Genomic DNA, 26531 nt, shown 5'->3' on the forward strand with positions numbered 1-26531 from the left:
CATTTTTACCCGAGTTGCTAATTTTTGCCGAAAAGTTTTGAACCGCGAAGGCGAGGCGCCAGCCGAGGTGCAGGTTGCGCCTAAGATAACCGTGATCCCGCGTGACGGGCACGCTATCTCGCGTAAAGACATCAGTGAAAATGCCCTCAAGGTATTGTACCGACTGAATAAAGCGGGCTATGAGGCTTACCTTGTCGGTGGCGGCGTCCGCGATTTACTGCTGGGCAAAAAACCGAAAGATTTCGACGTGACTACCAACGCCACGCCGGAGCAGATGCGTAAGCTGTTCCGCAACTGCCGTCTGGTCGGCCGCCGTTTTCGCCTCGCTCACGTCATGTTCGGGCCGGAAATCATTGAGGTCGCCACCTTCCGTGGCCATCACGAAGCGGAACAGCCGGAGTCCGATCGCAACAGCTCGCAGCGCGGCCAGAACGGTATGCTGCTGCGCGACAACATTTTCGGCACCATTGAAGATGACGCCCAGCGCCGCGATCTGACTATCAACAGCCTGTATTACAGCGTGGCCGACTTCAGCGTACGCGACTATGTCGGCGGCCTGAACGACCTGCATCAGGGCATTATCCGCCTGATTGGCGATCCGGAAACGCGCTACCGTGAAGATCCCGTGCGAATGCTGCGCGTAATCCGCTTCGCCGCCAAACTGGATATGAGCATCGCCGCCGAAACGGCAGAGCCGATCCCTCGACTGGCAACGCTGCTGCACGATATCCCGCCCGCGCGCCTGTTTGAAGAGACGCTGAAGCTGTTGCAGGCCGGTTATGGCTACACGACCTATTTGCAGCTGCGTGAATATCAGCTGTTCCAGCCGCTTTTCCCGCTGATCACCCGCTACTTTACGGATCAGGGCGACAGCAATATGGAACGCATGGTGGTGCAGGTGCTGAAAAACACCGATAACCGCATTCATAACGATATGCGCGTTAACCCGGCGTTCCTGTTCTCGGCGATGTTCTGGTATCCGCAGCTGGAAGCGGCGCAGAAAATCGCGCAGGAAAGCGGCCTGGCCTACTATGACGCTTTCGCGCTGGCGATGAACGACGTGCTGGATGAAGCGTGCCGCTCGCTGGCTATTCCGAAACGCATTACCACGCTGGTGCGCGATATCTGGCAGCTGCAGCTGCGCCTTTCCCGCCGCCACGGCAAGCGCGCCTGGAAGCTGATGGAGCATCCTAAGTTCCGCGCCGCTTACGACCTGCTGGCGCTGCGCGCCGAAGTAGAGAATAACCAGGAGCTGCTGCGCCTCTCCGCCTGGTGGGGCGAGTTCCAGGTTGCCGCGCCGCCGCAGCAGAAAACGATGCTGAATACGCTTGGCGACGATCCGGTGCCGCGTCGCCGCACCCGCCGTCCGCGCAAGCGCGTGCCTGGCCCTCGTCGCGACGGTAACAGCAGCAACGTATGAGGGCGTATCTCGCCTTAGGCAGCAATCTGACCGATCCTTTGCATCAGGTGCAGTCCGCGCTTGATGCACTGGCCGGGCTGCCGCAAACCACCCTGCTGGCCACCTCCCCCTTCTACCGCACGCCGCCTTACGGCCCGCCGGATCAGCCAGACTATCTTAATGCCGCCGTGCTGCTGGAAACGGCGCTGCCGCCAGAAACGTTGCTTGACCATACCCAGCGTATTGAGCTGGAACAGGGACGCGTACGTAAGGATGAACGCTGGGGCCCGCGCACGCTGGATCTGGACATCATGCTGTTCGGCGATCTGACGATTAACACGCCGCGTCTGACCGTACCGCACTACGATATGCACAACCGCGCGTTTATGCTGGTGCCGCTGCTCGCCATCGCGCCGGAACTGATTTTGCCGGACGGCACGCCGCTTAAAAAGCTGGTCGCCACGCTGGACTGCCGGGCCATTAAGTCCTGGTAGCCAGGCTACCGCCCTTCCATTAAGATACGCCCACCAGAACACTTTCTCAGAGGTTGTGATGAAACCGACAACGGTCTCCACCCTTCGCCAATGGAAAAAAAGCGGCCGCAAATTCGCTTCTGTTACCGCTTATGACTACAGCTTCGCTCGCCTGTTTGCCGACGAAGGCATTCAGGTCATGCTGGTCGGCGATTCGCTTGGTATGGTCGTTCAGGGCCATGATTCCACGCTGCCCGTCACGCTGGCGGATATCGCCTATCATACCCGTGCGGTGCGCCGCGGCGCGCCTGCCGCGCTGCTGATGGCCGATCTGCCTTTTATGACCTTCGCCACGCCGGAACAGGCTTTTGCCAGCTCGGCGGAGCTGATGCGCGCGGGCGCGAACATGGTGAAAATCGAAGGCGGCGCCTGGCTAAGCGACACCGTGCGCCAGCTGGCCGAACGCGCCGTGCCGGTCTGTGGGCATCTGGGCTTAACGCCGCAGTCGGTCAATATTTTCGGCGGTTATAAAGTGCAGGGTCGCGATAGCGAGGCGGCGGAGACGCTGCTGGCCGACGCGCTGGCGCTGGAAGCGGCCGGCGCGCAAATGCTGGTGCTGGAGTGCGTGCCCGTCGCGCTGGCGCAGCGCGTAACCGAGGCGCTGGCTATTCCGGTGATCGGCATCGGCGCGGGCAACGTGACCGACGGTCAGATCCTGGTGATGCACGACGCCTTCGGCATCACCGGCGGGCATACTCCTAAATTCGTCAAAAATTTCCTGTTGGAAACAGGCGAGATGCGCGCTGCCGTCAGGCAGTATGTAGCGGAAGTCGAAGCGGGAACGTATCCTGCTGAAGAACACAGTTTTTACTGAGACGGGAGCGGCAAGTGCTGATTATTGAAACCTTACCCATGCTGCGGCGTGAGATCCGCCGCTGGCGGCAAGAAGGCAAGCGTATCGCGCTGGTGCCCACGATGGGCAATCTGCACGACGGCCATATGACGCTGGTCGACGAAGCCCGCGCGCGCGCCGATATTGTGGTTACCACTATTTTCGTTAACCCGATGCAGTTTGAGCGCGCTGACGACCTGGCGCGCTATCCGCGCACGCTCCAGGAAGACTGTGAGAAGCTGAACCGCCGCAAGGTGGATCTGGTTTTTGCGCCCGCGCCCGATGATATCTATCCAAAAGGGCTTGGCGAGCAGACGTTTGTCGAGGTGCCGGGCCTCTCTTCGCTGCTGGAAGGCGCCAGCCGTCCGGGCCACTTTCGCGGCGTATCGACCATCGTCAGCAAACTGTTTAACCTCGTGCAGCCCGATTTGGCCTGCTTTGGCGAGAAGGATTTCCAGCAGCTGGCGCTGATCCGCAAGATGGTCGCGGACATGGGCTACGATATCGAGATTGTCGGCGTGCCGACGGTGCGCGCGAAAGACGGCCTGGCGCTCAGCTCGCGTAACGGTTATCTGACGCCCGACGAGCGAAAAATCGCGCCCGCGCTGAGCCGCGTCATGAACAGCATGGCGGAAAGGTTGTCCAATGGAGAGCGTCATGTCGATGTGATTATTGCCGATGCGGAAGCCGCGCTGGCCATCCACGGCCTGCGCGCCGACGGACTGGCGATAGTCGATGCTGAAACGCTGTTGCCGCTAACGGTAGAAAGCAAAAGCGCGGTCATCTTGATGGCGGCCTGGCTGGGCAAGGCGCGTCTGATTGATAATCAGCAGGTCGATTTAACGGCATAGCGTGCCGATTATTGCTTATTCACCAGAGGTAAATGATGAACCGTACCATGCTGCAGGGCAAACTCCACCGCGTCAAAGTCACGCAGGCAGATCTGAACTATGAAGGCTCCTGCGCCATTGACCAGGACTTTCTGGATGCTTCCGGCATCCTGCAATATGAAGCGATCGATATCTATAACGTGACTAACGGTCAGCGCTTCTCTACCTATGCTATCGCGGCCGAACGCGGCTCGAAAATTATCTCCGTCAACGGCGCGGCCGCCCGCTGCGCTTGCGAAGGCGATATTCTGATCATTTGCTCTTACGTGACGATGTCGGATGCCGAAGCCCGCGAATGGCAGCCGAAAGTCGCCTACTTTGAAGGCGATAATGTAATGAAGCGTTTGGCGAAAGCGGTGCCGGTGCAGGTCGCTTAATCTACTGGCGGGGGATGACTCCCCCGCTCTTCTTACCGCCATCGTTCAGACCCCGCCCTTTCCTTTTACTCCCGTTTTCCGGCCCGGCCCTGCTTACTGTTACCCGGCGGCGGCATCTCTGCCTCCCCGGCTGCGGGGCTAGAGGAGGCTGGCGCAGCTGGAGACACCGCCGTTTACCTGGCAGGGTTTGACGCTTCCAGCCCCAGGCACCCCCCTCAGGCTACGCCTGCTTACTTTTGCCCAACGGCTGCATCTCAATTTCTTCGCTCGCTGGCTGCGCGACGGGCCGGGATCCGCCAGGCGCGGCTGAAGGCGGCGTCGTCTGAGCGGCAGGCTTTGAGGTCGAAGCTTGTGGCGCCGTTTGCGCGGCAGGTCGGGTCGGTGCCGTAGTTTGTGACGTCGAGACCTGCGGTGCCGTCGGAGCGACAGGTCGTGCCGGTGGCGGCGCAGTTTGTGGCGCGGTGGTCTGTCCTGACGTCTGCGCGGCGGGCCGTGACGACGAAGCCTGAGGGGCTGACGACGGCATCGCCTGCGCGGCTGGCTGTGGCGGAGAAGCAAACTGCTTTTTGATTTGTTCGCCCGCCCACTGATGGGCATTGCTCATGGCGTCAGAAACGTTATTTTTCGCCGTTTTCAGACCGCTGCCAACCGCGTTGCCCGTTTTGACCGCTCCATCGGCTAATGAGATGGCGCCTTCCTTGACCGAGTTTTTGGTTTTCACCGCGGCATCGACGGTCATCTGTCCCACATCTCTTGCCCCTTGCTGTACCACCTCAATAGCCTTATCCCGCACTTCACCGGTTTTCTCCCCAATTACGCTGTTCACGACTTTATCCGCCAGAAAATCTACGGCTTCGTCATTGCGGGTTGGCGCCGGCCCGGCTAACGCGCCTGCGACGCCCTGAAAAGCATAGGCCAGCGCGGCGCCGACAAGGTTAATCGCCTGATCTTTAGCAATCTCTGATGGCGAGGTCAGCTGGCCTGCGCCGAGGCGTCCAAGCGCGTCATCAATCGCGGCGGAGGGGGCAGAACTCACGGCTTCGCTCACGCCTTTATTACGCACAACATTGCGTAAGGCATTGTTTCCGGCCAGCGCCACGGCTAAGGCGCCAATTTCCGACACCATATTTCCTGAAGTAATATTCAGCGTTCCCTTAGCATAATTACGGGGCGTTAGTAAGCTAAGCAGCAGCGTTTTCAGCCTTTCCGCGCCTCCGGACGCCATCTGCTGCTTGACGCTGGTAGACTTCAACGCGGTGTATTGCGCTTTCCAGTCGGTGCGTCCCAGCAGGAATTCAGGGCCGTGGGAAGCGCTGAACTTGTTGGTGAGGACGCCGCCCGCCGCGCCTGCTGCCAGACTCAGCACATTGCTGGTATGCGACACCGCCTGAGGATTATTATGCGTCGCCGCGGCTACAGCGCCGACCACGGCATTACGGCCATTGAATCCCTGGCCGCCCAGCGGAGCCAGCTTCAGGCTTTCTCCCAGGCCCTGGCGCTTTTTCAGCACCTCCTGCATTTCCGGCTCCAGCTTTGCGGAATCGGCTGCCAGCCACAGCGTATCCTTTACCGTATCAGCAAATACCTTATCGCCTACGGATTTCATCACCATCGCCGTGGCCCCATCAATCGCCCCCGCCAGCGCTTCCGAACCCGGCGTGGAACCGGCCACGCCTGCGCCTAATTTGAGGGCGCCTGAGGCGTAGCCCGAGATGGCAAAAGGAAACGCTTTTACCGCGTTGCCTGCGGCCTCGCTGATGTAATCCATTTTCTGCGCTTTGGCCATATTTTCGGCAACGCTTTGAGGCGTCTCTCCCATATCATGAAGCTCAGCGGCACGATCCTGTACCAGCGTGTGCAATGCGGTACTGCCGGGAAAATAGTGATTGAGCTGGGTAACTATGTTGTTAATGGCCCGATCGCGCGCAGCGTCTGCCGGTGTGGTAACCGCCGTAGAAGGGCCTGCTCCCCCGGTGCCCCGGGCGCGAGCCTCCTGACTGGAGGTTGCCTGGCCTGAAGAGTGAGTGGCGGTAGTTAAGGTAGAAGGTAATGCATTTACGCCTGCCATAAGTTTGATCCAGAGTTGAGTCAAAGATAACAGGCTTGTGGCCTGCTGATTTATCGTGACAACACCGGCCATACTCAATACCAGTACAACGTGCTCGCGATAGGACTGAGTGGCAACAGGGAGGAAAAAGTTTGCAGCTAAATAAGGTTTTCTTATATTGAGTGATGGACGTCAAATAATGCGGGGATGGAGATCGTGCTATTTGCGGTTACGCTTTCTTCGTTCAGCAACCTTCTCCATGCAGAGAGAAGGCGGTTCAGCCTCCCTTCCCCTTGCGGGAAGAGAGGCTTTTAAGCATTTAGGTACGCAGCCCTCTTCCGCGCTGGATCAGCCACCAGACCAGAATGTAAAACACCGCGATAAAGCCTACCAGCACCGCCAGCGTAAACACCAGCGGCACGTCGGAGATGCCCAAAAAGCCGAAGCGGAAACCGCTGATCATATAGACGATCGGGTTCAGCTTCGACACCATCTGCCAGAACGGCGGCAGCAGCGTCAGCGAATAGAACACGCCGCCCAGGTAGGTTAACGGCGTCAGCACAAAGGTCGGGATCAGGCTGATGTCGTCAAAGGTTTTAGCGAAGACCGCGTTCAGCAGGCCCGCCAGCGAAAACAGGATCGCCGTCAGCAGCAGCGTTACCGCCACCATCAGCCAGGAGTGCACGTGAAACGGCACAAAGAACAGCGACACCGCGGTCACCAGGATCCCGACGCAGACGCCGCGCGCCACGCCGCCGCCGACATAGCCAGCGATAATGACGTGCGTCGGCACCGGCGCCACCAGCAGCTCTTCAATGTTGCGCTGGAATTTAGAGCTGAAAAAAGAGGACGCTACGTTGGCATAGGCATTGGTGATCACCGCCATCATAATCAGCCCCGGCACGATAAACTGCATATAGCTGAAGCCATGCATATCGCCAATGCGGGAGCCAATCAGGTTGCCGAAGATAATAAAATAGAGCGTCATGGTGATAACCGGCGGCACCAGCGTCTGGATCCAGATGCGGGCAAAACGGTTAATCTCTTTTCCCCAGAGACTTTTCAGGGCAACCCAGTACAGATGTGTCATGCTTTCTCTCCTTTGCGACCGTTTACCAGGTCTACAAACAGCTCCTCAAGGCGGTTAGCCTTGTTGCGCATACTTAATACCTTGACGCCCTGCTGGCTGAGCTGGCTGAAGACGCTGTTCAGCCCCTGCTCGCGCATGACTTCCACCTCCAGCGTTGAGGTATCCACCAGCCGGTACTGGAAGCCTTCCAGCGCCGGCAGTGGGCTTTTTGCCGCCAGATCGAAAATAAAGGTTTCCGATTTCAGCTTCGCCAGCAGCCCTTTCATGGTGGTGTTTTCCACCAGTCGGCCGTGCTGAATAATGCCGATATTGCGGCAAAGCATCTCGGCTTCTTCCAGATAGTGGGTGGTCAGGATGATGGTGGTGCCTTTGGCGTTCAGATCCTGCAAAAAGCTCCACATCGAGCGGCGCAGCTCAATATCCACGCCTGCGGTCGGCTCATCCAGGATCAGCAGCTTTGGCTCGTGCATCAGCGCGCGGGCGATCATCAAGCGGCGTTTCATGCCGCCGGAAAGCATCCGCGCCCGCTCGTTGCGCTTGTCCCACAGATCGAGCTGCTTTAAGTATTTTTCCGCCCTTTGCAGCGCTTCTTTTTTCTCTACGCCGTAAAGGCCCGCCTGGCTGACCACGATTTGCAGCACGGTTTCAAACTGGTTGAAGTTAAACTCCTGCGGCACCAGGCCCAGCTGGCGCTTGGCGTTGACCACATCCTGCTGCAGGTCATAGCCAAACACCCGCACCTTGCCGGCAGTTTTATTCACCAGCGAGCTGATAATACCGATAGTGGTGGATTTGCCCGCGCCGTTGGGGCCAAGCAGCGCATAAAAGTCGCCCGCTTCCACGTTAAGATCGATTCCTTTCAAGGCCTGAACGCCACCCGCATAGGTTTTGGTCAGCTTTTCGAGTTCCAGTGCATAAGTCATAGGTAAAGGATTGCCCTGTTTTGTATGGTTTTCTTGTTTAGCGTTTTCAATCACAGTTTGATGGCCTATATTACTGCCACGCATATCAAGTTATGGCGCTATAAAAATGAAAGATATTGATACTCTCATTAGTAACAACCGCGAGTGGTCTCGCCTGCTGAAAGAAGAGAACCCGGCTTTTTTTGAACGCCTGTCGCTGGCGCAGAAGCCTCGTTTTCTCTGGATTGGCTGTTCCGACAGCCGTGTACCAGCCGAACGTCTGACCGGCCTGGAGCCGGGCGAACTGTTCGTTCATCGCAACGTAGCTAACCTGGTTATTCACACCGATCTGAACTGCCTTTCCGTTGTGCAGTACGCGGTGGAGGTTCTGCAGGTGGAGCACATCATTATCTGCGGCCACTACGGCTGCGGCGGCGTGCAGGCGGCGGTCGAGAACCCGGAACTGGGTCTGATCAACAACTGGCTGCTGCACATCCGCGATCTGTGGTACAAGCATAGTTCGTCATTGAAACAGCTGCCGACGCCGGAGCAGCGTTTTAACAAACTTTGTGAAATCAACGTGATCGAGCAGGTTTATAACCTGGGCCACTCCACCATCATGCAGTCGGCATGGAAACGCGGTCAGAATGTCAAAATTCACGGCTGGGTTTACGGTATTCAGGATGGCCACCTGCACGACCTGGAAGTCGGCGCTTCCAGCATGGACGTGCTTGAAGAGCGTCACCATAAAGGTATCGCTAACGCGCTGAAAGGCTTGCAAAACCCGAGCTGATCTCCGGCCGGATCATATATCAGGCCGGGAAATCCGGCCTTAGTCGATCGTGCGGTGAGCGTTACTCTTCCAGCATTACCACGTGGCCTACGTAAGGCAGATGGCGATAGCGCTGGGCGTAGTCGATGCCGTAGCCCACCACGAATTTATCAGGAATAGTGAAGCCCACGTATTCCACCGGCACTTCCACTTCCCGCCGTTCAGGCTTATCCAGCAGCGTACAGATTGCCAGCGACTTTGGCTCGCGCAGGCGCAGGATTTCCCGCACTTTGCTCAGCGTATTGCCGGAGTCGATAATGTCTTCCACGATCAGCACATCCTTGCCACGGATATCTTCATCCAGATCCTTAAGGATTTTCACATCGCGCGTGGTGGACGTACCGCTGCCGTAGCTGGAAGCCGTCATAAAATCGACCTCGTGCGATACCTCAATCCTGCGGCAGAGATCCGCCATAAACATAAAGGAACCGCGCAGCAGGCCGACCAGCACCATTTCGCTACCGCTGTCGCGGTAGTTTTCGGTGATCTGCTGGCCCAGTTCAGCGATGCGTTTGGCGATCTCTTGCTCGGAGATCATGACTTCTACAGTGTGTTTCATAAATTAGCTTATCTCACTGATTTTATTCAGTTAAACATCATGTAAAGCGTGTATGAAAAGTCGATATTGACACACCGATTGCTGTACGGAGTACCACACAATCCAATACAACGGCGATAGCATGAGAACCTCTTAAGGAGGGGGATTATATCAGGGATGGTTGCCGGATGAACTGAAAGCATGCGAACAAATCGCCGCTTTTGGCCGGCGGCAAAAGCTCAGGGGTTAGATTACCCCTTGTCTTGCATTGCCGATCTCCGAAAAAGGGGGCAATAACTTCCCTGAAGGCCGGTGATGAATGTTTTTAGCTGTGTCCGTTATCAGCGTATCTCAGTACCCGGCTGAAACATGATAAGAAATCAGCAGGGGAAGGAAGATTTTCCCCTGGGCACTACGCAATAAATAAAGCTTTAATTATGGTCAATTTTTATTACTTCCCCATTTTCTTCCAGTCGGTAGTCATCGCCATCATACACAACGAAAATAGTCCCCTTATTCTTGCTCTTATCTATTGAAAACACTCTGTTTTTATCAATGCAGTTCTTATCAGTTTGCATATCCTTAAAACATAACCTGTCATACTTGCCCTCTTCTTTATAGCCATCACCAAATAACCAAAAGCTAATGGTGTAATTTCCATATAATGCTGGTTTAGGGATGCCGTAACGGTTTTTTAGCTTATCTTTATTTTTAAGCCACCAGGCTATTTTACCCCGTTCGGTAAACGGAACATTTTTTACTATGACATCACTGAAGTTCCCGTCCTCGTGAACGGCAACTATTACCACAGGGCGAAAAAACAACCAAAAAACATAGACCAGTGACGCGCTACCAACCAGTAACAACGTACTCAATAATTTTTTATTAGTTTTCATCACGTCTCCCGGTAATTTCCACAGTGGTTTCCATATCGGTCATAAAGGGTTTAAAGCCAAACAGGTTGTATCGTTGAAGCAAAAACCAGATGCGAAAAAAACGGAACTGATTAAATTTTAACGCTGAAATATCTTCACTATCCAGGCCAAAATGATCCTGTATTTTGTAATTCACAAGCGCGCGGTACCGCTCATTTTCAATATGCAGTGATTTTATAGCGATATGTGTAGCCCATACATCATGTACTGTAATCCCCATTCCGTTAAAACTATCCTGCAACCGATCAAACTTAGGTAACTTCCCTCTAAGGATCGCTTTTGTTAACTCTTTTTTTTGCGCTAAAGGAAAGTAACCCTTTCCCCAGTCTATGTTTTTACCAACGACTTTAGTTAACAAAAGACGCGTATTGTTTTTAGAATTATCATTTAGAATATGCTTTTTTAACGCACTATCCAAAGATGTATCCTGAAAAGGCATGCCGTTGCCTTTCTGCATATGGGTTATCATTTTTTCAATCAGATGGCTGTAAGGTCCGTAAATGGAAAATGTCCGCGAAAGGTGTCGGAATTCATCAAAGAGGATTTTGGCACATTCTTGCCGGGAAATTTTCTCACCTTCGCTACGGGAGCCATAGAATCTCGATTGAGGTTGATTAAATGGGGTGATTTTGGTCAATGTGTAAGGATTGACTCTGGTGGATACATCGACCAGATGAAACGCTCTTTTCAGCTGAAATTCTGATAAATCGCCACAATGCATATCACTGGCGCTGTAATCTTCCATCTTTTTTTGTGTTTTGAAAATTGTACAGGGGAATTGTAATGCAGACATGGTATCGCTTCCTTGTGGGTTACTCCTGAAAATTTTCAGCTAGATGTAAATCTAGCGCCGCTCAAATCGCCTGTAAACGCCCGACATTTAAATGAAAAAAAATTAAGAATTTTGCCCGCTTGAGCGGAGTGTATCCGTTTCATACCTTTCCAGCCCGCAAAATCGGAAAAGCAAGATAGCCAAAGATCTGGGGAATATAGCGCTAATGGAAAGGTCAGCGGCATAGCCAACAGCGTTCCGTTAATTAAAACCAATGAATAGCTTTTCCATTGCTTAATGGACGCTGTCAAAAAAAATTTTTTTGTAAAACCTTTTGCTGGAAAAAATCCTGTCGTCGTTATATTTCATCCCGATCAATCCGTTCATCACGCCGCTTTTTTTGCTGCTTTTCCTTCAGCGAAGAATAACAGCAACTGAATTTCATGCTAACAGACATATAGCCTTCCGGAAGGCCTGAATATTTTCAGTAAAAGCTTAACGATAGTCCAATAAATTATTTAATAACGTTAAGGCGGTAAGGCTAAGATGCGATCGCTTATTTACCCTCGCTGGTCAGGAGAACCCATGGCGACGCAACACGCAAAAAGAACGCATCTCGGCAATCGTGAACTACAGCCTGAAACGCAAATGCTTAACTACGGTTACGATCCTGCGCTGTCCGAAGGCGCAGTGAAACCGCCCGTGTTCCTGACTTCGACCTTTATTTTTACCAGCGCCGAAGAAGGCCGTGACTTTTTCGATTACGTTTCCGGTCGTCGCGAGCCGCCGGAAGGCGAAGGCAACGGCCTGGTTTACTCACGCTTTAATCATCCCAACAGCGAAATCGTCGAGGATCGGCTGGCGATTTATGAGCGCACCGAAAGCGCGGCGCTGTTCTCTTCGGGCATGTCGGCTATTTCTACCGCCCTGCTGGCCTTTGTCGAGCCAGGCGACGCCATTCTGCATTCGCAGCCTTTATATGGCGGCACCGAAACCCTGCTGACCAAAACTTTTCGTCGGCTGGGCGTGGCGTCGGTCGGGTTTGCCGACGGCGTGGATGAGGCCTCCGTACGGGCAGCGGCAAAAGAGGCAATGAAACAGGGACGCGTATCGATGATCCTCATTGAATCGCCCGCTAACCCTACCAACAGCCTGGTGGATATCGCGCTGATTAAACGCGTGGCTGATGAAATAGCACAGCAGCAGCAGCATCGTCCGATTATTGCCTGTGATAACACGCTGCTCGGGCCGGTCTTTCAGCGTCCAACCGAACACGGCGCGGATCTGTCGCTGTATTCGCTGACTAAATATGTCGGCGGCCATTCCGATTTGATTGCCGGTGCGGTGATGGGCAGCAAGGCGCTGATTAAACAGATTAAAGCGCTGCGCAGCGCGATTGGTACCCAGCTCGATCCGCACTCCTGCTGGATGATCGGCCGCTCGCTGGAAACGCTGTCGCTGCGTATGGAGCGCGCCAATGACAATGCCGCCGCCGTCGCCGCGTTTCTGCAATCGCATCAAAAAATTGAAAAACTGCACTATCTGCCATTTCTGGAAGCCGGTTCGCCAGCCGCAGAGGTTTATCAACAACAGTGTAGCGGCGCGGGATCGACGTTCTCGTTCGACGTGGTCGGCGGCCAGGCGGCTGCCTTTAAGCTGCTGAATGCGCTCCAGCTGTTTAAGCTGGCGGTAAGTCTTGGCGGCACCGAATCACTCGCCAGCCATCCTGCCAGCACCACGCATTCCGGCGTCCCGGCGGAGGTGCGCACGCGTATCGGCATCAATGAGGCTACCGTTCGCGTCTCTATCGGCATCGAAAACAAAGACGATCTGATTGAGGATCTACGCCTGGCGCTGGAAAAGGTGTGACCGTTTTCTTGTAGCAGGTTGTACGCGGCCCCGGCAAAACCGTCAGCCGGGGCCATATATCAGACTGGACTCAGCACTTATGTGCGGCTTTCAGCAATGCGTTGCACGAGGCAGAACCCGCTGCCGTTGGCAGAGAAGAGCCATCCGTCGGAGAGCAAATAGCATCGCTGCTGATGCCAGCCGTAGAGTAATAGCACTGGAAGACTTTGCCCTGAGTAGAGGCATGGAATCTGACCGAGTCGATATCGCTGGTACGTTGCGTGATGATGACTTTATCCGCCGTAGTGCCCAGCGCAAAAGCTGCTTTTTCTTTAATGCTTTCGTCGGTGCGTACCGCATTATCAACCATACCACAGCCGCTGAGCAGCAGGCTTCCCGCCAATACCGCGCCTAATAATGCTTTCATTTTCATCTTTTTATCCTGGCTTTTTTTAAGAGCGGGGATTGTAACAGGAAATGTTTTTACGTCCAGACCGGGCACCACGCCGTCCGCTCCAATAAAATTTTCTGAAGGAATAACGGACAAATCGCGAGGCAACGACATCTTCCGGCTGGTTTTACCTGCGGTCAGGAGTCCAGGAAAACGCCTACACTTATTGATTCCGCTATGAACCGATCCTGCTGGAGGAGAATCCGTGAAGGTTATTCATCTTAACTGTGGCTGTATGTGTCCCGTTGGCGGCGCGCTTTATGACGGTTTCAGCAAAGGCATCCGGGCGCATCTTGCCTGCCATTGCCTGCTTATCGAAACGGAAAACAGCGGGCTGGTGCTGGTTGATACCGGATTCGGTACGGAAGATATGCGCGCGCCCGGCAGCCGCTTAGCCACTTTTTTCCGCGTGATGAACAATATTCAGCGCAAACCCTCTCTGACAGCGCTGTCGCAAATCCTGGCGCTGGGCTACCAGGCCTCGGACGTTCGCCATATCGTGCTGACCCATCTGGACTTTGACCATGCCGGTGGGCTGACCGATTTTCCGCAGGCGCAAATTCATCTGATGCAGCGGGAAATCGATACTTCCCGGCAGCGCGACAGCTGGCTGGCCCGTTCCCGTTATCGGCCTGGCCAGTGGAGCGGCGTCTCAGGCTGGACGGGTTATCACGTATCCGGTGAAAAGTGGTTTGGCTTTGATGCCGTCACCGGTTTAAAAGGCCTGCCGCCGGAAATATTGCTGATCCCTTTGCCTGGTCATACGCAAGGCCATGCGGGAATAGCGGTGCAGACCGATACCGGCTGGCTGCTGCACGGCGGCGATGCGTGGTTTTATCAGCGCGAGCTTGAGCATCCGCGCCACTGTACGCCGGGATTGCGGTTTTATCAGTGGTTTATGGCCGCCGATAATGACGTCAGGCGCGTTAATCAGCAGCGCCTGCGCGAGCTGGCCCGCCATCACTCTGCGGAAATCAGTTTGTTTTGCAGCCATGATTTCCGCGAGCTGGAGCGGATGATCGCCGGAGGCTCGCCGCCTGACCAAAACCGATAAGCTTTCCGGGCTTCCCCTTGCAAGGGGCTACCTTATGCACTTTTCACCAGGCCAGCGCTGATGGAAGCCGTTATTTTCCTGTAATCCCCATTTTTTTCATTCTGGAAAGCAAGGTAGTCCGTTTCAGCCCCAGACGAACCGCCGCACCGCGCGGCCCGGCGACGACGCCGTTGGTTTCTTTTAATACCTGAATAATGCGCTCGCGTTCATCCTCCCCGCTTAGCGGTGGGGCCGAGGCTTCCGCCGCCAGGCTGGGCACATCGGCGATCGGCAGCGGATAATTCAGCTCAGGAAGCTGTAAATCCAGCACGCTGCCGCGCGTCAGCAGCACCGCACGCTCAATCACGTTTTCCAGCTCACGCACGTTGCCCGGCCACGGCATACGGCTGAGCAACCTCAAGGTTTCTGCCGGAATGCTGTCGATAGTCCGCTTCATACGGCGGGAGATTTTATAGGTCAGGAACTTCACCAGCTGCGGGATATCCTCCGGCCGTTCGCGCAGCGGCGGGATAACAATGGGGAAGACGTTTAACCGATAATAGAGATCGCTACGGAAAGCCTTGTCGGCCACCATCTGGCTCAGATCGCGGTTAGTCGCCGCGATTATCCGCACGTTTACGGAAATTTGCTTGCTTCCGCCGACCCGTTCAAATTCCTGCTCCTGAAGGATCCGCAACAGCTTGGGCTGCAGTTCTAAAGGAATTTCACCCACCTCGTCCAGAAACAGCGTCCCCTGGTCGGCCAGCTCAAAACGGCCCATACGCTGAGCCGTCGCGCCGGTGAACGCGCCTTTCTCATGGCCAAACAGCTCGCTTTCCATCAGGCCGGCGGGCATTGCCGCACAGTTCATCTTTACCATGCGTTTATCACGCCGATCGCCCAGGTTATGTATCGCCCTGGCAATCAGCTCTTTGCCCGTGCCGGTTTCACCAAGGATCAATACCGAACAGTCACTTTTCGCCACGATTTCAACCTGTTTCAGCACTTTTGACATACTGGCGCTTCGCCCAACGATATCGCTGAAATCGGGATTGTGGCTGTTGATCTGCTCGGTCAGATAAAGATTTTCATGCTGTAGCTTCTCCTTCAGGCTCTTGATCTCCTGATAGGCCAGCGCGTTATCTACCGCGATGCCGATGCGCTCGGCAATCTGCTGCAACACCCTCAGGTTGGCGGGCGTAAAGTTGTCGGGCTGCGTCTTGCCCAGTTTCAGCACGCCCAGCGTTTTGTCTTTAAAACGCAGCGGCAGAATACATAACGTTTTGACCTGATTAGGCCACAGCTGCTGAAACAGGGCGTTTTGCACCTTCTCCTGCCCTTTGGCGGGCGGCACGTTGACGAGCAGGCTTTCACCGCTTTTCATCACCTGCTCTTCCAGCGTGCCGACCAGCGTGATGCGGGACTGTTCACGCTCCGCGACGTGCGCCTCTATATAGTGAGTGGTGTAAACATTTGCCTGCTCGCTCGTTTTATCCACGTCGCACAGTACGATGCTGATGGCGTTGATATGAAAAAAGTGGTGGATCGTTTTGGCAATTTCACCGGTCAGTTCATCCAGATCCAGGCGGGAAATGACTGCGTTAGTAATATCGACCAAAAGACGAAAATCATCCCGTTCATGACGCAACAGCGACTGCTGTAGCTGGGCATTCTCATGCAGCTGGATCTGTTCAACCGCCACGGCAGCCAGCAGGCACAGCTCATTCAGCGCCTTTTTATCTTCAGCAGTAAACGCCTGGCCGTTCTGACGCATAAATTCGCAGCCGCCCAGCACGCCGGACGGCCCTGTTAGCGGCACCAGGCAGTAGTCGGTAAACGGCGGATAAAGATCCAGCGCGGCCAGCTGCGGATAATGCCGATGCAGCGCTTCACCACGCCAGACCTGCGTGCTTGCCGTTTTACGCAGTGAATGCACCGGGCCGCTTGCCAGCAGTGTCTCATCCTCATACACAATCGGCTGATGCATCGCATCGGTGCCGTAAAAATGGACGCGGGCGTTATTGCCGAACAGCAGCAGCGTGACGGCTTCTGCCATATTCACACGCTGCACCACCTGCGTCAGGGCTTGCAACAGCGAGCTCATGGTTTGCTGCCGCAGCAGGGTTCGCGTCAGCGTCAACAATCCTTCTTGTTTGGTGTTGCTTAGAGTGGCAGTTTGCATAGCTTTACCCTGGATAACCTCTGATAAGAAAGAGAATTGCGCAAAGAAAGTCAGATCCGATACGCTTTTATTAAGGTCAACAAATGCGCGGCAAAGGCTCTGCATGGGGTAACATCAGCTGGCGCGAAACCCCCAGCGCGCCGCGTAAGCAGACCTGCGGATTTGCCGTCATCTCGCCGATAGTGACCGCATCCGCGCCCAGTGGATGATTGCGCAACACGCTCAGCACCTGCTGCTCTGCCCGGGCGGAAACCGCCAGCACCAGCTTGCCTTCGTTAGCGAAATTCAGCGCCTCCAGCCCCAGCAGCTCACAAATCCCTCTTACCGCAGGCTTTACCGGCAGGGCATTTTCCTCTATTGAGACACCCAGCCCGCTGGCCCCGGCGAACTCATGCAGGACTGCATTGACGCCGCCGCGCGTGGCGTCGCGCAGCGCGTGCACGCCGGGCAGCAAACGCAGCGGCGCAATCAGGGGAGCTAACACCGCACAGTCGCTCTGCACGTCCAAATCCATTCCCAACTGCTCGCGCAGATTCAGAATAGTTGCGCCGTGGTCGCCAAGCGTACCGCTAACCAGGATCTTGTCGCCAGGCTGAATGGCGCTGGCCGCCCATTTCACCGCCGTCGGGATCGCGCCGATCCCTGCCGTGTTAATAAAGATCTTATCGGCTGCCCCACGCTGAACCACCTTGGTATCACCGGTGACGATAGCGATGCCTCCCTGCTGCGCCGTCTGCGCCATGGCGTTGACGATGCTCTGCAAATCGTCAAGCGGCAGGCCCTCTTCCAGGATAAAACCACAGGAGAGGTAAGTGGGTATGGCGCCGCAGACCGCCAGATCGTTCGCTGTACCGCAGACCGCCAGCTTGCCGATATTGCCGCCAGGAAAGAAAATGGGATCGATAACATAGCTGTCGGTGGAAAAAGCCAGCCGGTCGCCCTGACGGGTAAAATCGGCCAGCGACAGCCGGGCGCCGTCTTCCCGCTCGTTAAGCCAGGGATTATCAAACGCCTGCAGAAACATCCGTTCAATCATCTGCTGCATGGCGCGGCCGCCGCTGCCGTGCGCCATCGTTACGGTTTGTGCCGTCATTCGGTTACCCTCGTAGCTGCCCCTGGCGGAACTTCCGCCGGGGTTTCCTGGTGCCGATACTGGTACCAGGCGGCGCAGGCGCCTTCGGAAGAAACCATCAGCGCACCAAAGGCGTTATGCGGCGTGCAGGCGGTACCGAACAGCGGGCACTGGTGCGGTTTACAACGTCCTGTGAGCACATCGCCACAGCGCGCCTGGGGATGATCGGCGACGGCGTATGTGCCCGGTGTAAAGCGCCGTTCGGCGTCAAAACCGGCATAGGCTTCGGTCAGCGAAATAGCGGATGCCTCAATCAGCCCCAGTCCGCGCCACTCGCTGCTGCCGGCAAGCTGAAAGACTTCCCGTATCGCCCGCTGCGCCAGCAGGTTCCCCTCTTCCGGCACCACGCGTCGATATTGGTTTTCTGTTTTACAGCCTGACTCGCACACCTGCTCCACCAGCATCAGGACGCTTTGCAGTATATCCAGCGGCTCAAACCCACTGACCACCAGCGGCTTGCCAAATTGCTGATGGATAAACCGGTATGGTGCGGTTCCGGTGATCATGGTGACGTGGCCGGGCGCCAGAAACGCGTCAATTCGAACATCGTCCTGCTGCAGCAGGCTGCGTAAGGTGGGCATCAGGCTGATATGCTGACAAAACACGCTGAAATTGCCGAGCCGCTGTCGCTTTGCCTGTTGCAGCGTAACGGCAGTAACCGGCATGGTGGTTTCAAAGCCCAGCGCAAAAAAGACCACCTGCCGCCGGGGATTTTCCCGCGCCAGCTTAAGCGCATCGAGCGGCGAGTAAACCACGCGGACGTCCGCGCCGCGCTCGCGGGCCTGTAACAGCGAGCCTTGCTTGCCCGGAACGCGCAGCGCATCGCCAAAGGTACAAAAAATGACGTCTGGTCGGGCGGCAATCTCACAGCAGGCATCGATTCTGCCCATAGGCAGCACGCAGACCGGACAGCCCGGCCCGTGGATAAACTCCAGCGGTGGCGGCAGCAGCTTATCCAGGCCGAATTTAAAAATGGCATGGGTATGCCCGCCGCACACCTCCATTATCCGCATCGGTTTTTCTGCGGTAAAAGGCAGCCGCGTCGCCTGCTGGTTAAGCCGTTCAAGCAGCTTCTTCGCCAGCGCCGGATCGCGAAACTCATCAACAAAACGCATATTTTACCTCTCACCCGCCAGGAACAGCGCCACGTCGGCTTCCAGCTCTTCCATGGCATGAAGGGCGGCCAGCGTCTCCTGCGCTTCCTGCTCGTTCAGCCGGGCCAGCGCAAAACCCACGTGGATCAGCACCCAGCTTCCGAGCAAGGCCTCGCGGCTATCGCCACAGACCAGAGCGATATTGACTTCGCGACGCAGGCCGCAGACCTCAGCCCAGGCATGATCGCTGTGCTGTTCATGCAGCGCGACAATCTGCCCCGGAATGCCTATGCACATTGCTGTTGCTCCAGCCATGCCAGCCAGCGCGCCATGCCTTCTCCGGTGGTGGCCGACAGCTGAATGACGTCAATCTGTGGATTGACCAGCCGCGCGTTATCGATACAGGCTTCGACGTCAAAATTCAGGTAAGGCAGCAGGTCGATTTTATTCAGGATCATCAGGCGCGACGCCGCGAACATATGGGGATATTTCAGCGGCTTGTCTTCCCCTTCCGTGACCGACAGTACCGCCACTTTGCAATGCTCCCCAAGATCGAAACTGGCCGGGCACACCAGATTGCCGACGTTTTCGATAAACAGCAGGCTGTGGTTTTCAGGAGCCAGCTGATGTACCGCCTGATGCACCATTTGCGCATCCAGGTGACAGCCTTTGCCGGTGTTGACCTGAATCGCGGGGACGCCGGTCGCGCGGATGCGCTCGGCATCGTTAGCGGTTTGCTGATCGCCCTCGATAACGGCGCACGCTTGCCGCGGCGCAAGGCGCAGCAGAGTGTTCGTCAGCAGGGTTGTTTTACCCGAACCGGGGCTGGAAACCAGATTCAGCGCCAGAATGGACGCGGCGGCAAAATGCTCGCGATTATGCGCGGCGATGTGGTTATTTTTTGCCAGGACTTCGGTTTCTATATCGACCAGACGGCGCGGCGCATAAGGCAGCCCATGGGCGCGCTCCTGATGGCTGTGAGCATGGCCGCCGTGGTGATGGCAATGGCCGCCGCCATCGTGAGAATGCAAGGCGTCGCCGCTCACGCCTTCAATACGAAGCTCGCCGCTGGCACAGCCGCAGGTACTGCACATAATTTTCTCCCCGGGCGCTGGCCCGCTATTCAATTTCGATACGTTTAATTTTCATGCCGTCATCCGCAATCACCCGCAGACGACGTCCGCCACAGTCCGGGCAGAGCAGCACGCCCGCCATCAATAAGGTGATATCGCGCTGGCAGTCGTGACACCAGCTGACCGCCGCTGGCGTATCAAGATGCAGATCGCAGCCTTCCGCCAGCGTTTGCCGACAGGCCAGGTCGAAACAGAAGCGCAGCGCTTCGGGCTCGACACAGGAAAACGCGCCGACTTCCAACCATACGGAGGTAATGCGTCGGGCATGATGACGCAGGGCAAACTGCTGCATTATTTCTACGGCGTTTTGACACAAAGTAATTTCGTGCATTGCCTTTCTCCTCGGATGCTGAGGAGTAATTTGCAATATCAATGCCAGCTTTTTTCGACACGGCGTTTATGCCTTATCGATATGGCCAGAGCCGGAAAGAAACGCGTATTTAACTGACCGTCAGATATGACGAAATGACATGTCTTTGACATCGACAGCGCTAAATAATCGGGCAAAGAGATTACCGCCAATCGCCTTTAAATTGATGAACTACAAAGTGTTTTAGAATATTTTCATGACCTGGCACACTTTATGCCATTAGGTTCTCAGCAATCCTGTTTCGTTGGCGTAATAGCAATGTCGAAACGGTATCCTGTTCACCTTAACCCGTGGTAATGCTTATGAGCTCCCTTAGCGAACCGGCCGACCAGGCTGAGTATATCGCCAGTAAAAACAACCAGTTGAAAGCGCACTGGCGTACCTATCAGAACGCGCTGACGCAGGCCGTAGCCCTTTCCAGTCACAACATTAATCATGAATTCACCTGCAGCAACGAGCGCGGCATCCATTTTGTCTTATTTAACCATTTTATTATCAGCATCCATTTGCAGGCTGACTTTTACAGTCAGCAAATCGTCTACAGCCTTAATATGGCGCAGCCAGGTGAGCCGGAAGATTTTAAGGCCTTTTCCCGGGCGACATTAACCGAAGACGGCCGTATTGATAACGCTGTTGATATTCACGACAGGCAGGCCGTGCTTGATCACTACCTGAATAAAATAGCCGCTATTTATCAGTGTATTTATGACGCTATTCATAGCAGCACCCCAATCCATCCGCAGTTGGAAAAGTTAATTAAAGCCTTTTAACAGGCCAGCCATTATCCCCTGGAATAGATCTGATGGCCTGCACAGGGGCAGTAATGACGACATAAATGACGAAACTCTGTTTTCAACGTCAATTTCGTCACTTTTGACGAAATCCCAAGGAGATTTCATGAGCCGCCCGACCGCCATGAATCATTATGTGATAGCCGATGCCAGACGCTGTATCGGTTGTAATACCTGTGTAGCCAGCTGCTCACAGGAACATCAGCGTTATGGTCTGCAGTCCGCGCCGCGCCTGGAGGTAATGCGCAACCTTCAGGATTCCGCGCCGGTCATGTGTCGCCAGTGCGAGGATGCGCCCTGCGCCAAAGTTTGTCCGGTTAATGCTATTACCTTGCGGGATCGCGCTGTTCAGCTGAATGAGAATCTGTGCGTCAGCTGCAAGCTATGCGGCATCGCCTGCCCGTTTGGCGCCATCACTTTTTCCGGCAGCACGCCGGTAGCAACACCCCGTGACTGCAATACGCCGAAAGCCTTGCCCGCCCCGCTGCCGCCGCGTCCGCTCAGCCCTTTCCTTGATTGCGTGCCGGGCGTGCGGGCGGTGGCCGTGAAATGTGATTTGTGCAGTTTCAGCGAGGATGGCCCCGCCTGCATCAGAACCTGTCCGACCCAGGCCATCAAGCTGGTTACCGTCGATTTGTCCCTGCACGCCAGTCAACGGAAGCGCCTGAATGCGGCCAGCTCGCTCCCTGTCGATCTGTTTATCTCTGGCAAGGAGAACCCATCATGACCTCCCTTTTTTCGCCCGCGCCGCTGTTGACGTTTGCGCTGCTGCTCCTGCTGCTGAGCGGCGGCATCGGCTGGCTGCTCGCCGGGGCTGCCCGTGTCAGCGCGGCTGTTTTTAGCAGCGGCGGCCTGGTGGCTTCTCTGGCGACGATAGCGGCAGCGATGCAAATCCTGCCCGGTGACGCGCTGACCGTCGCCCTGCCGCCGTTCTCTTTTCAGGCAGGCTTCAGCCCGCTGAACGCGCTGCTGCTGCTGGCTATTTGGCTACCCGCGCTATTTTGCAACCTGTACGCCTGGGTCTGGCTGCGCAGCGTCGGTGGGCCTGTTCGCGCGCGGGCTGGCCTGCTGTGCCATTTGCTGATGGCGACGCTGACGACAGCCGTGCTGGCCGTCAACGCGGTGCAACTGATCCTGTCGATGGAGCTGGCCGCGCTCTGCGCCGGACTGCTGATTGTGCAGAATGACGACGTGAAAAGCCGTCGCACCGGCTTAAATCAGTTTTTGTCCGCGCGGCTTGGCACGCTCTGCCTGGCGCTGGCTTTTGGCCTGCTTTATCACACCAGCGGCAGCCTGAACTTTGACGTGCTGCGGCACAGCGAGCTTTCTGCGGGCGTCAGGTCGACGGCCTTTCTGCTGTCGCTGACCGGCTTCGGGCTTTACGCCGGGATTATTCCTCTGCATGGCTGGGTGCCGCAGTCGCACACCAGCGCCCCCGCTCATGCCGCCGCGCTGTTCTCTTCGGCGTTAATGAAAGTCGGCATTTTAGGGGTAATCAAAGTCGGGCTGGATCTACTGGGCGCACCGCCGCTGTGGTGGGGCGTGCTGGTCATCCTGCTGGCGATGCTAACCGCCTTTATCGGTGGGCTTTACGCGCTAATGGAACATGATATCCGCCGCCTGCTGGCTTACCACACGCTGGAAAATGTCGGGATCGTTCTGCTGGGCGTGGGCGGCGCGATGATTGGCGTCACGCTGCGTTTGCCGCTGCTGGCAGCGCTGGCGCTGCTGGCCGGTCTGTTCCATCTCTTTAACCACGGCCTGTTTAAAACCACGCTGTTTTTAGGCGCGGGCGAAATAGAGAGGCAGACCGGAACGAAAGATATTGAGCGGCTCGGCGGGCTGGCGCGTCTGATGCCGTGGACGGCGGGCGCAATGCTGATTGCGCTGATGGCGATGGCCGCTCTGCCGCCGCTAAACGGCTTTGCCAGCGAATGGCTGCTTTACCAGTCTTTTTTCCAGCTTGGCAGCAGCCCGTTCTGGCTGACTCGCCTGCTCGGCCCGCTGCTTGCCGTCGGGCTGGCGCTGACTGGCGCGCTGGCGCTGATGTGTATCGCCAAAGTTTTTGGCGTTGCCTTTCTGGGCAGCCCACGCGGCGGCACCGCCGGGGCCAGCCCTGCTCCTCTGGCGGTCACGCTCAGCGTGGTTATCCCGGCGCTGCTGTGCGTGGTGTCTGGCGTCGCGTCTCCCTGGATCGTTCCCCTGTTTTCCCTCGTTGCCGCCGACGTGCTGCATATGACCGCGCCTGTCGTTACGCAGCATGGCGCCGTCTTCTCGGCTACGTCGGCGGTTTCCGCTCCGATGGTGGCGATTTTACTGCTGGCGATGCCGCTGCTGCCCTGGCTTATTGCCGTTGCGCTGCGCGGCAGCCGCCTGCCGAACCGGCGACGCGGCGACGCCTGGGCCTGTGGCTACGCTCATTCCGCCGGGATGGTGGTAACCGCCACCGGTTTCGCTCAGCCGCTGCGCGTGATGTTTGCGCCGCTGTATCGTCTGCGCCAGCGTCTGCTGCCTGCCGCCCTGACGACGGCCCTGCATCAGGGCGGGCTGGCTGCGCTGTGCCGCCGTCTGGCATTTATTGAACTGGCCGTGCTGCTGGTCGCGGCGCTGGCCTGAGGAACTGACGATGACCTTTCCCTTTGTTCTTACCGGTTCGCTGTGGCCGCTGGCGCTTATCCAGGCGGCAGGGCTGCTGGCCGTCGCGCCGCTGTTTACCGGCATCAACCGCGTGCTGCGCGCCCGTATGCATAATCGCCAGGGGCCTGGCGTACTGCAGGAGTATCGCGATATCGCCAAACTGTTACAGCGGCAGAGCGTGGCGCCGGCGGCTTCTGGCCCGGCTTTTCGCACTATGCCCTGGCTCCTCACCGGCATCTTGCTGGTCATTGCCAGCGCGCTGCCCGTGGTAACGCTTGCTTCGCCAGCGGCTGGCGCAGGCGATCTCATCGCCCTTATTTATCTGTTCGCCCTGGCGCGCTTTGTCTTTGTTATCGCCGGGTTGGATACCGGCAGCCCTTTTACCGGCATCGGAGCCAGCCGGGAAGCCGTGCTGGGCGTGTTGGTCGAACCCATCCTGCTGCTGGGCCTGTGGATAGCCGCGCTGGTGGCCGGTTCGACCGCGCTTAGCGCCATTAGCGCGCAGGTGCTGCACTGGCCGCTTTCGTCCTCGCTGACCCTGCTGCTGGCCGGGCTGGCCTGCGCCTTCGCCACCTATATCGAAATGGGCAAGCTGCCGTTCGATATGGCCGAAGCCGAGCAGGAGCTGCAGGAAGGCCCGTTGACCGAATATTCCGGCGCGACGCTGGGCGTGCTGAAACTCGGCCTCAGCCTGAAGCAGCTGGTGGTGCTTCAGCTGTTTCTCGGCCTGTTTCTCCCCTTTGGCCTGGCGGCGGAGCCAACGCCGTTCGGCCTGCTGATCGCCACCGCGCTCTGTCTGGCAAAACTGCTGGTTGCCGTGCTGCTGGTGGCGCTCATTGAAAACAGCGTGGCGCGTTTGCGCTTTTTAAACACTTCCCGCACCACCTGGGCGGGATTCGGCCTGGCGTTTCTGGCGCTGGTTTCCTGGCTGATAGCGGGCTGACATTTTTCTTGTCCCGCCACGGCGGGAAGAGGTTTGATAATGAGTGAAGTCACAACGGCATTAAATCAACATCCGGTCGGCCTGCACTATCTGGCGACGCTGGAAAAACAGTTTCCTGCGGCGCTGCTCTACAGCGAATGGCAGACCGATACGCAGGCCACCGTCACCGTCAGGCTGAACGCGCTGCCGGAGGTCGTGGAGTGGCTCTACTATCAGCAGGGCGGCTGGCTTTCCGTGCTGTTTGGCAATGATGAGCGCACGCTGTGCGGCAACTACGCGCTGTATTATGTGCTGTCAATGGAGCAAGGCGTAAAGTGCTGGATCACCGTGCGCACCGAAGTGGATCCCGTCTCGCTGGAGTTCCCGTCGGTCACGCCGCGCGTCCCGGCGGCCGTCTGGGGCGAGCGCGAAGTGCGGGATATGTATGGCCTGCGCCCGGTCGGCCTGCCGGATGAACGCCGCCTGGTGCTGCCGGATGACTGGCCAGACGATTTGTATCCGCTGCGTAAAGACGCGATGGATTACCGCCAACGCCCGGCCCCAACGACCGATAACGAAACCTATCCCTTTATCTCTGAAACAAAGGAAGCGAGCACGATTGTGCCAATCGGCCCGCTTCACGTCACTTCTGACGAACCCGGACACTTTCGCCTTTTCGTCGACGGCGAAGACATTATTGACGCCGACTACCGGCTGTTTTACGTGCATCGCGGCATGGAAAAACTGGCCGAAACCCGCATGGGCTACAACGAAGTCACCTTTCTTTCCGATCGCGTCTGCGGCATCTGTGGCTTTACCCACAGCGTGGCGTATACCACCTCGGTTGAAAACGCGATGGGCATTGTGGTGCCGGCGCGCGCCCAGACTATCCGTTCCATTTTGCTGGAGGTTGAACGTCTGCACAGCCATCTGCTGAATCTGGGCCTGGCCTGCCACTTCGTCGGCTTCGATTCTGGCTTTATGCAGTTTTTCCGCGTGCGCGAGCAGTCGATGAAAATGGCGGAAATTCTGACCGGCGCCCGTAAAACCTACGGGATGAACCTGATTGGCGGCCTGCGTCGCGACATTCTGAAAGAGGACATGATCCAGACTATCGCGCTGTCAGCAGGGATGCGCGGCGAGCTGAACGACCTGGTGGATATTCTGCTCAGTACGCCGAATACCGAACAGCGCAGCGTCGGCGTCGGCCTGTTAGACCCGCAGATAGCGCGCGATTTCAGTAACGTCGGCCCGATGATACGCGGCAGCGGCCACCGCCGCGATATGCGGGCGGATCATCCCTATGCCGGCTATGCCAGCCTGCCGTTTACGCTTCACAGCGAAACCGGCAACGACGTCTATTCCCGCCTGAAGGTGCGCATCCACGAAGTGTTTAACTCGCTGAATATGATCGAGTTCGGCCTGCAAAATCTGCCGCAGGGGCCGCTGATGAGCGAAGGCTTTACCTATATTCCCCACCGTTTCGCGCTGGGCTTTGCCGAAGCGCCGCGCGGCGATGACGTGCACTGGAGCATGACCGGCGACAACCAGAAGCTGTTTCGCTGGCGCTGCCGCGCGGCGACCTACGCCAACTGGCCAACGCTGCGCTACATGCTGCGGGGCAATACCGTTTCGGACGCGCCGCTGATTATCGGCAGCCTTGACCCCTGCTATTCCTGCACCGACAGGATGACGGTGGTCGACGTACGTAAGAAAACCACCGTCGTCGTGCCTTACAAAGAGATCGAACGTTACGGCATTGAACGCAAAAACTCGCCGCTTTAGGGAGGG

General features: G+C 56.7%; 26 protein-coding genes. 13 read left to right on the forward strand and 13 right to left on the reverse strand.

Annotated elements, in window-relative coordinates; genetic code table 11:
- Window position 1 precedes the first annotated feature (1 nt).
- Genes pcnB through panD form a run of 5 tightly spaced genes read left to right on the forward strand, consistent with a single transcriptional unit; the run spans window position 2 to window position 4031 of the window.
- Window positions 2-1420 carry a polynucleotide adenylyltransferase PcnB gene (gene pcnB / locus AB6T85_RS10235; RefSeq protein WP_253461107.1) on the forward strand — a complete coding sequence of 473 codons (1419 nt, stop codon included), beginning with the start codon at window positions 2-4 and terminating at the stop codon, window positions 1418-1420.
- The gene (gene folK, locus AB6T85_RS10240; protein ID WP_301730684.1) at window positions 1417-1893 is read left to right on the forward strand and encodes a 2-amino-4-hydroxy-6-hydroxymethyldihydropteridine diphosphokinase; all 477 of its coding nucleotides are present in this window, start codon (window positions 1417-1419) and stop codon (window positions 1891-1893) included. The genes pcnB and folK overlap by 4 nt, the downstream gene beginning before the upstream one ends.
- A 58-nt stretch (window positions 1894-1951) precedes the next feature.
- Window positions 1952-2746 carry a 3-methyl-2-oxobutanoate hydroxymethyltransferase gene (gene panB, locus AB6T85_RS10245; RefSeq protein WP_369895480.1) on the forward strand — a complete coding sequence of 265 codons (795 nt, stop codon included), beginning with the start codon at window positions 1952-1954 and terminating at the stop codon, window positions 2744-2746.
- Window positions 2747-2760: 14 nt separating this feature from the next.
- Window positions 2761-3615: a pantoate--beta-alanine ligase gene (panC, locus tag AB6T85_RS10250; protein ID WP_301251383.1), complete on the forward strand. Its 855-nt coding sequence runs from the start codon at window positions 2761-2763 to the stop codon at window positions 3613-3615.
- 35 nt (window positions 3616-3650) lie between these two features.
- Entirely contained in the window at window positions 3651-4031 is a 381-nt protein-coding gene (gene panD / locus AB6T85_RS10255) for an aspartate 1-decarboxylase (protein ID WP_253461109.1), read from the forward strand.
- Between the two features lie 220 nt (window positions 4032-4251).
- Here panD and AB6T85_RS10260 read toward each other — a convergent pair whose 3' ends face one another.
- The 3 genes from AB6T85_RS10260 to AB6T85_RS10270 all read right to left on the reverse strand — a co-directional run bounded on the left by AB6T85_RS10260 (window position 4252) and on the right by AB6T85_RS10270 (window position 8091).
- Complete coding sequence (locus tag AB6T85_RS10260; RefSeq protein WP_369895481.1) at window positions 4252-6099, reverse strand: hypothetical protein; 1848 nt, start codon at window positions 6097-6099, stop codon at window positions 4252-4254.
- Between the two features lie 298 nt (window positions 6100-6397).
- Window positions 6398-7168 (reverse strand): ABC transporter permease, encoded by a 771-nt coding sequence (locus AB6T85_RS10265; RefSeq protein WP_125289061.1) that lies wholly within the window; start codon window positions 7166-7168, stop codon window positions 6398-6400.
- Window positions 7165-8091 carry an ABC transporter ATP-binding protein gene (locus AB6T85_RS10270; RefSeq protein ID WP_253455216.1) on the reverse strand — a complete coding sequence of 309 codons (927 nt, stop codon included), beginning with the start codon at window positions 8089-8091 and terminating at the stop codon, window positions 7165-7167. Before AB6T85_RS10270 ends, AB6T85_RS10265 begins: the two co-directional genes overlap by 4 nt.
- Before the next feature lie 106 nt (window positions 8092-8197).
- Here AB6T85_RS10270 and can point away from each other — a divergent pair, with 106 nt between their 5' ends.
- Window positions 8198-8863, forward strand: coding sequence for a carbonate dehydratase (gene can, locus AB6T85_RS10275; protein WP_253455217.1), 666 nt, complete (start codon window positions 8198-8200; stop codon window positions 8861-8863).
- 61 nt (window positions 8864-8924) lie between these two features.
- Here the strand turns inward: can and hpt are convergent, their stop codons facing one another.
- The 3 genes from hpt to AB6T85_RS10290 all read right to left on the reverse strand — a co-directional run bounded on the left by hpt (window position 8925) and on the right by AB6T85_RS10290 (window position 11168).
- The gene (gene hpt / locus AB6T85_RS10280; RefSeq protein WP_301251385.1) at window positions 8925-9461 is read right to left on the reverse strand and encodes a hypoxanthine phosphoribosyltransferase; all 537 of its coding nucleotides are present in this window, start codon (window positions 9459-9461) and stop codon (window positions 8925-8927) included.
- A gap of 410 nt (window positions 9462-9871) precedes the next feature.
- Window positions 9872-10336 carry a DUF943 family protein gene (locus AB6T85_RS10285; protein WP_253455218.1) on the reverse strand — a complete coding sequence of 155 codons (465 nt, stop codon included), beginning with the start codon at window positions 10334-10336 and terminating at the stop codon, window positions 9872-9874.
- Entirely contained in the window at window positions 10326-11168 is an 843-nt protein-coding gene (locus AB6T85_RS10290) for a YPO3983 family protein (RefSeq protein WP_369895482.1), read from the reverse strand. The genes AB6T85_RS10285 and AB6T85_RS10290 overlap by 11 nt, the downstream gene beginning before the upstream one ends.
- A 564-nt stretch (window positions 11169-11732) precedes the next feature.
- Here AB6T85_RS10290 and AB6T85_RS10295 point away from each other — a divergent pair.
- Window positions 11733-13016 carry a cystathionine gamma-synthase family protein gene (locus AB6T85_RS10295; RefSeq protein ID WP_369895483.1) on the forward strand — a complete coding sequence of 428 codons (1284 nt, stop codon included), beginning with the start codon at window positions 11733-11735 and terminating at the stop codon, window positions 13014-13016.
- A gap of 70 nt (window positions 13017-13086) precedes the next feature.
- Here AB6T85_RS10295 and AB6T85_RS10300 read toward each other — a convergent pair whose 3' ends face one another.
- A complete protein-coding gene (locus AB6T85_RS10300; RefSeq protein ID WP_253455220.1) occupies window positions 13087-13428 on the reverse strand; it encodes a hypothetical protein in 342 nt (113 codons plus the stop codon).
- Window positions 13429-13651: 223 nt separating this feature from the next.
- Here AB6T85_RS10300 and AB6T85_RS10305 point away from each other — a divergent pair, with 223 nt between their 5' ends.
- Window positions 13652-14500: an MBL fold metallo-hydrolase gene (locus AB6T85_RS10305; protein WP_369895484.1), complete on the forward strand. Its 849-nt coding sequence runs from the start codon at window positions 13652-13654 to the stop codon at window positions 14498-14500.
- Between the two features lie 70 nt (window positions 14501-14570).
- On the opposite strand, the gene flhA is transcribed toward AB6T85_RS10305, so the two are convergent.
- From flhA to hypA, 6 genes are all read right to left on the reverse strand, one after another.
- Window positions 14571-16661, reverse strand: a complete 2091-nt coding sequence (flhA, locus tag AB6T85_RS10310) for a formate hydrogenlyase transcriptional activator FlhA (protein ID WP_369895485.1) — start codon at window positions 16659-16661, stop codon at window positions 14571-14573.
- Window positions 16662-16737: 76 nt separating this feature from the next.
- A complete protein-coding gene (gene hypE / locus AB6T85_RS10315) occupies window positions 16738-17754 on the reverse strand; it encodes a hydrogenase expression/formation protein HypE (protein ID WP_369895486.1) in 1017 nt (338 codons plus the stop codon).
- The gene (hypD, locus tag AB6T85_RS10320) at window positions 17751-18908 is read right to left on the reverse strand and encodes a hydrogenase formation protein HypD (protein ID WP_301251395.1); all 1158 of its coding nucleotides are present in this window, start codon (window positions 18906-18908) and stop codon (window positions 17751-17753) included. Before hypD ends, hypE begins: the two co-directional genes overlap by 4 nt.
- A 3-nt stretch (window positions 18909-18911) precedes the next feature.
- The gene (gene hypC / locus AB6T85_RS10325) at window positions 18912-19184 is read right to left on the reverse strand and encodes a HypC/HybG/HupF family hydrogenase formation chaperone (protein WP_369895487.1); all 273 of its coding nucleotides are present in this window, start codon (window positions 19182-19184) and stop codon (window positions 18912-18914) included.
- Entirely contained in the window at window positions 19175-19981 is an 807-nt protein-coding gene (gene hypB / locus AB6T85_RS10330) for a hydrogenase nickel incorporation protein HypB (RefSeq protein WP_369895489.1), read from the reverse strand. The genes hypC and hypB overlap by 10 nt, the downstream gene beginning before the upstream one ends.
- A 25-nt stretch (window positions 19982-20006) precedes the next feature.
- Entirely contained in the window at window positions 20007-20351 is a 345-nt protein-coding gene (gene hypA / locus AB6T85_RS10335; RefSeq protein WP_253455227.1) for a hydrogenase maturation nickel metallochaperone HypA, read from the reverse strand.
- A gap of 341 nt (window positions 20352-20692) precedes the next feature.
- Between hypA and AB6T85_RS10340 the strand changes: the two genes are divergently transcribed.
- From AB6T85_RS10340 to AB6T85_RS10360, 5 genes are all read left to right on the forward strand, one after another.
- A complete protein-coding gene (locus tag AB6T85_RS10340; protein WP_369895491.1) occupies window positions 20693-21160 on the forward strand; it encodes a formate hydrogenlyase regulator HycA in 468 nt (155 codons plus the stop codon).
- A 145-nt stretch (window positions 21161-21305) separates the two neighbouring features.
- Window positions 21306-21908: a 4Fe-4S dicluster domain-containing protein gene (locus tag AB6T85_RS10345; RefSeq protein WP_253461111.1), complete on the forward strand. Its 603-nt coding sequence runs from the start codon at window positions 21306-21308 to the stop codon at window positions 21906-21908.
- On the forward strand, window positions 21905-23797 hold the full coding sequence (locus AB6T85_RS10350) for a proton-conducting transporter transmembrane domain-containing protein (RefSeq protein WP_369895492.1): 1893 nt from the start codon (window positions 21905-21907) through the stop codon (window positions 23795-23797). The genes AB6T85_RS10345 and AB6T85_RS10350 overlap by 4 nt, the downstream gene beginning before the upstream one ends.
- A 10-nt stretch (window positions 23798-23807) precedes the next feature.
- Window positions 23808-24761, forward strand: coding sequence for a respiratory chain complex I subunit 1 family protein (locus tag AB6T85_RS10355; protein ID WP_369895494.1), 954 nt, complete (start codon window positions 23808-23810; stop codon window positions 24759-24761).
- Between the two features lie 39 nt (window positions 24762-24800).
- Window positions 24801-26525 (forward strand): hydrogenase large subunit, encoded by a 1725-nt coding sequence (locus tag AB6T85_RS10360; protein WP_369895495.1) that lies wholly within the window; start codon window positions 24801-24803, stop codon window positions 26523-26525.
- Window positions 26526-26531: the final 6 nt, after the last annotated feature.

Origin of the sequence: Erwinia aeris (assembly GCF_041224955.1) — a bacterium.
GTDB lineage: Bacteria > Pseudomonadota > Gammaproteobacteria > Enterobacterales > Enterobacteriaceae > Erwinia > Erwinia aeris.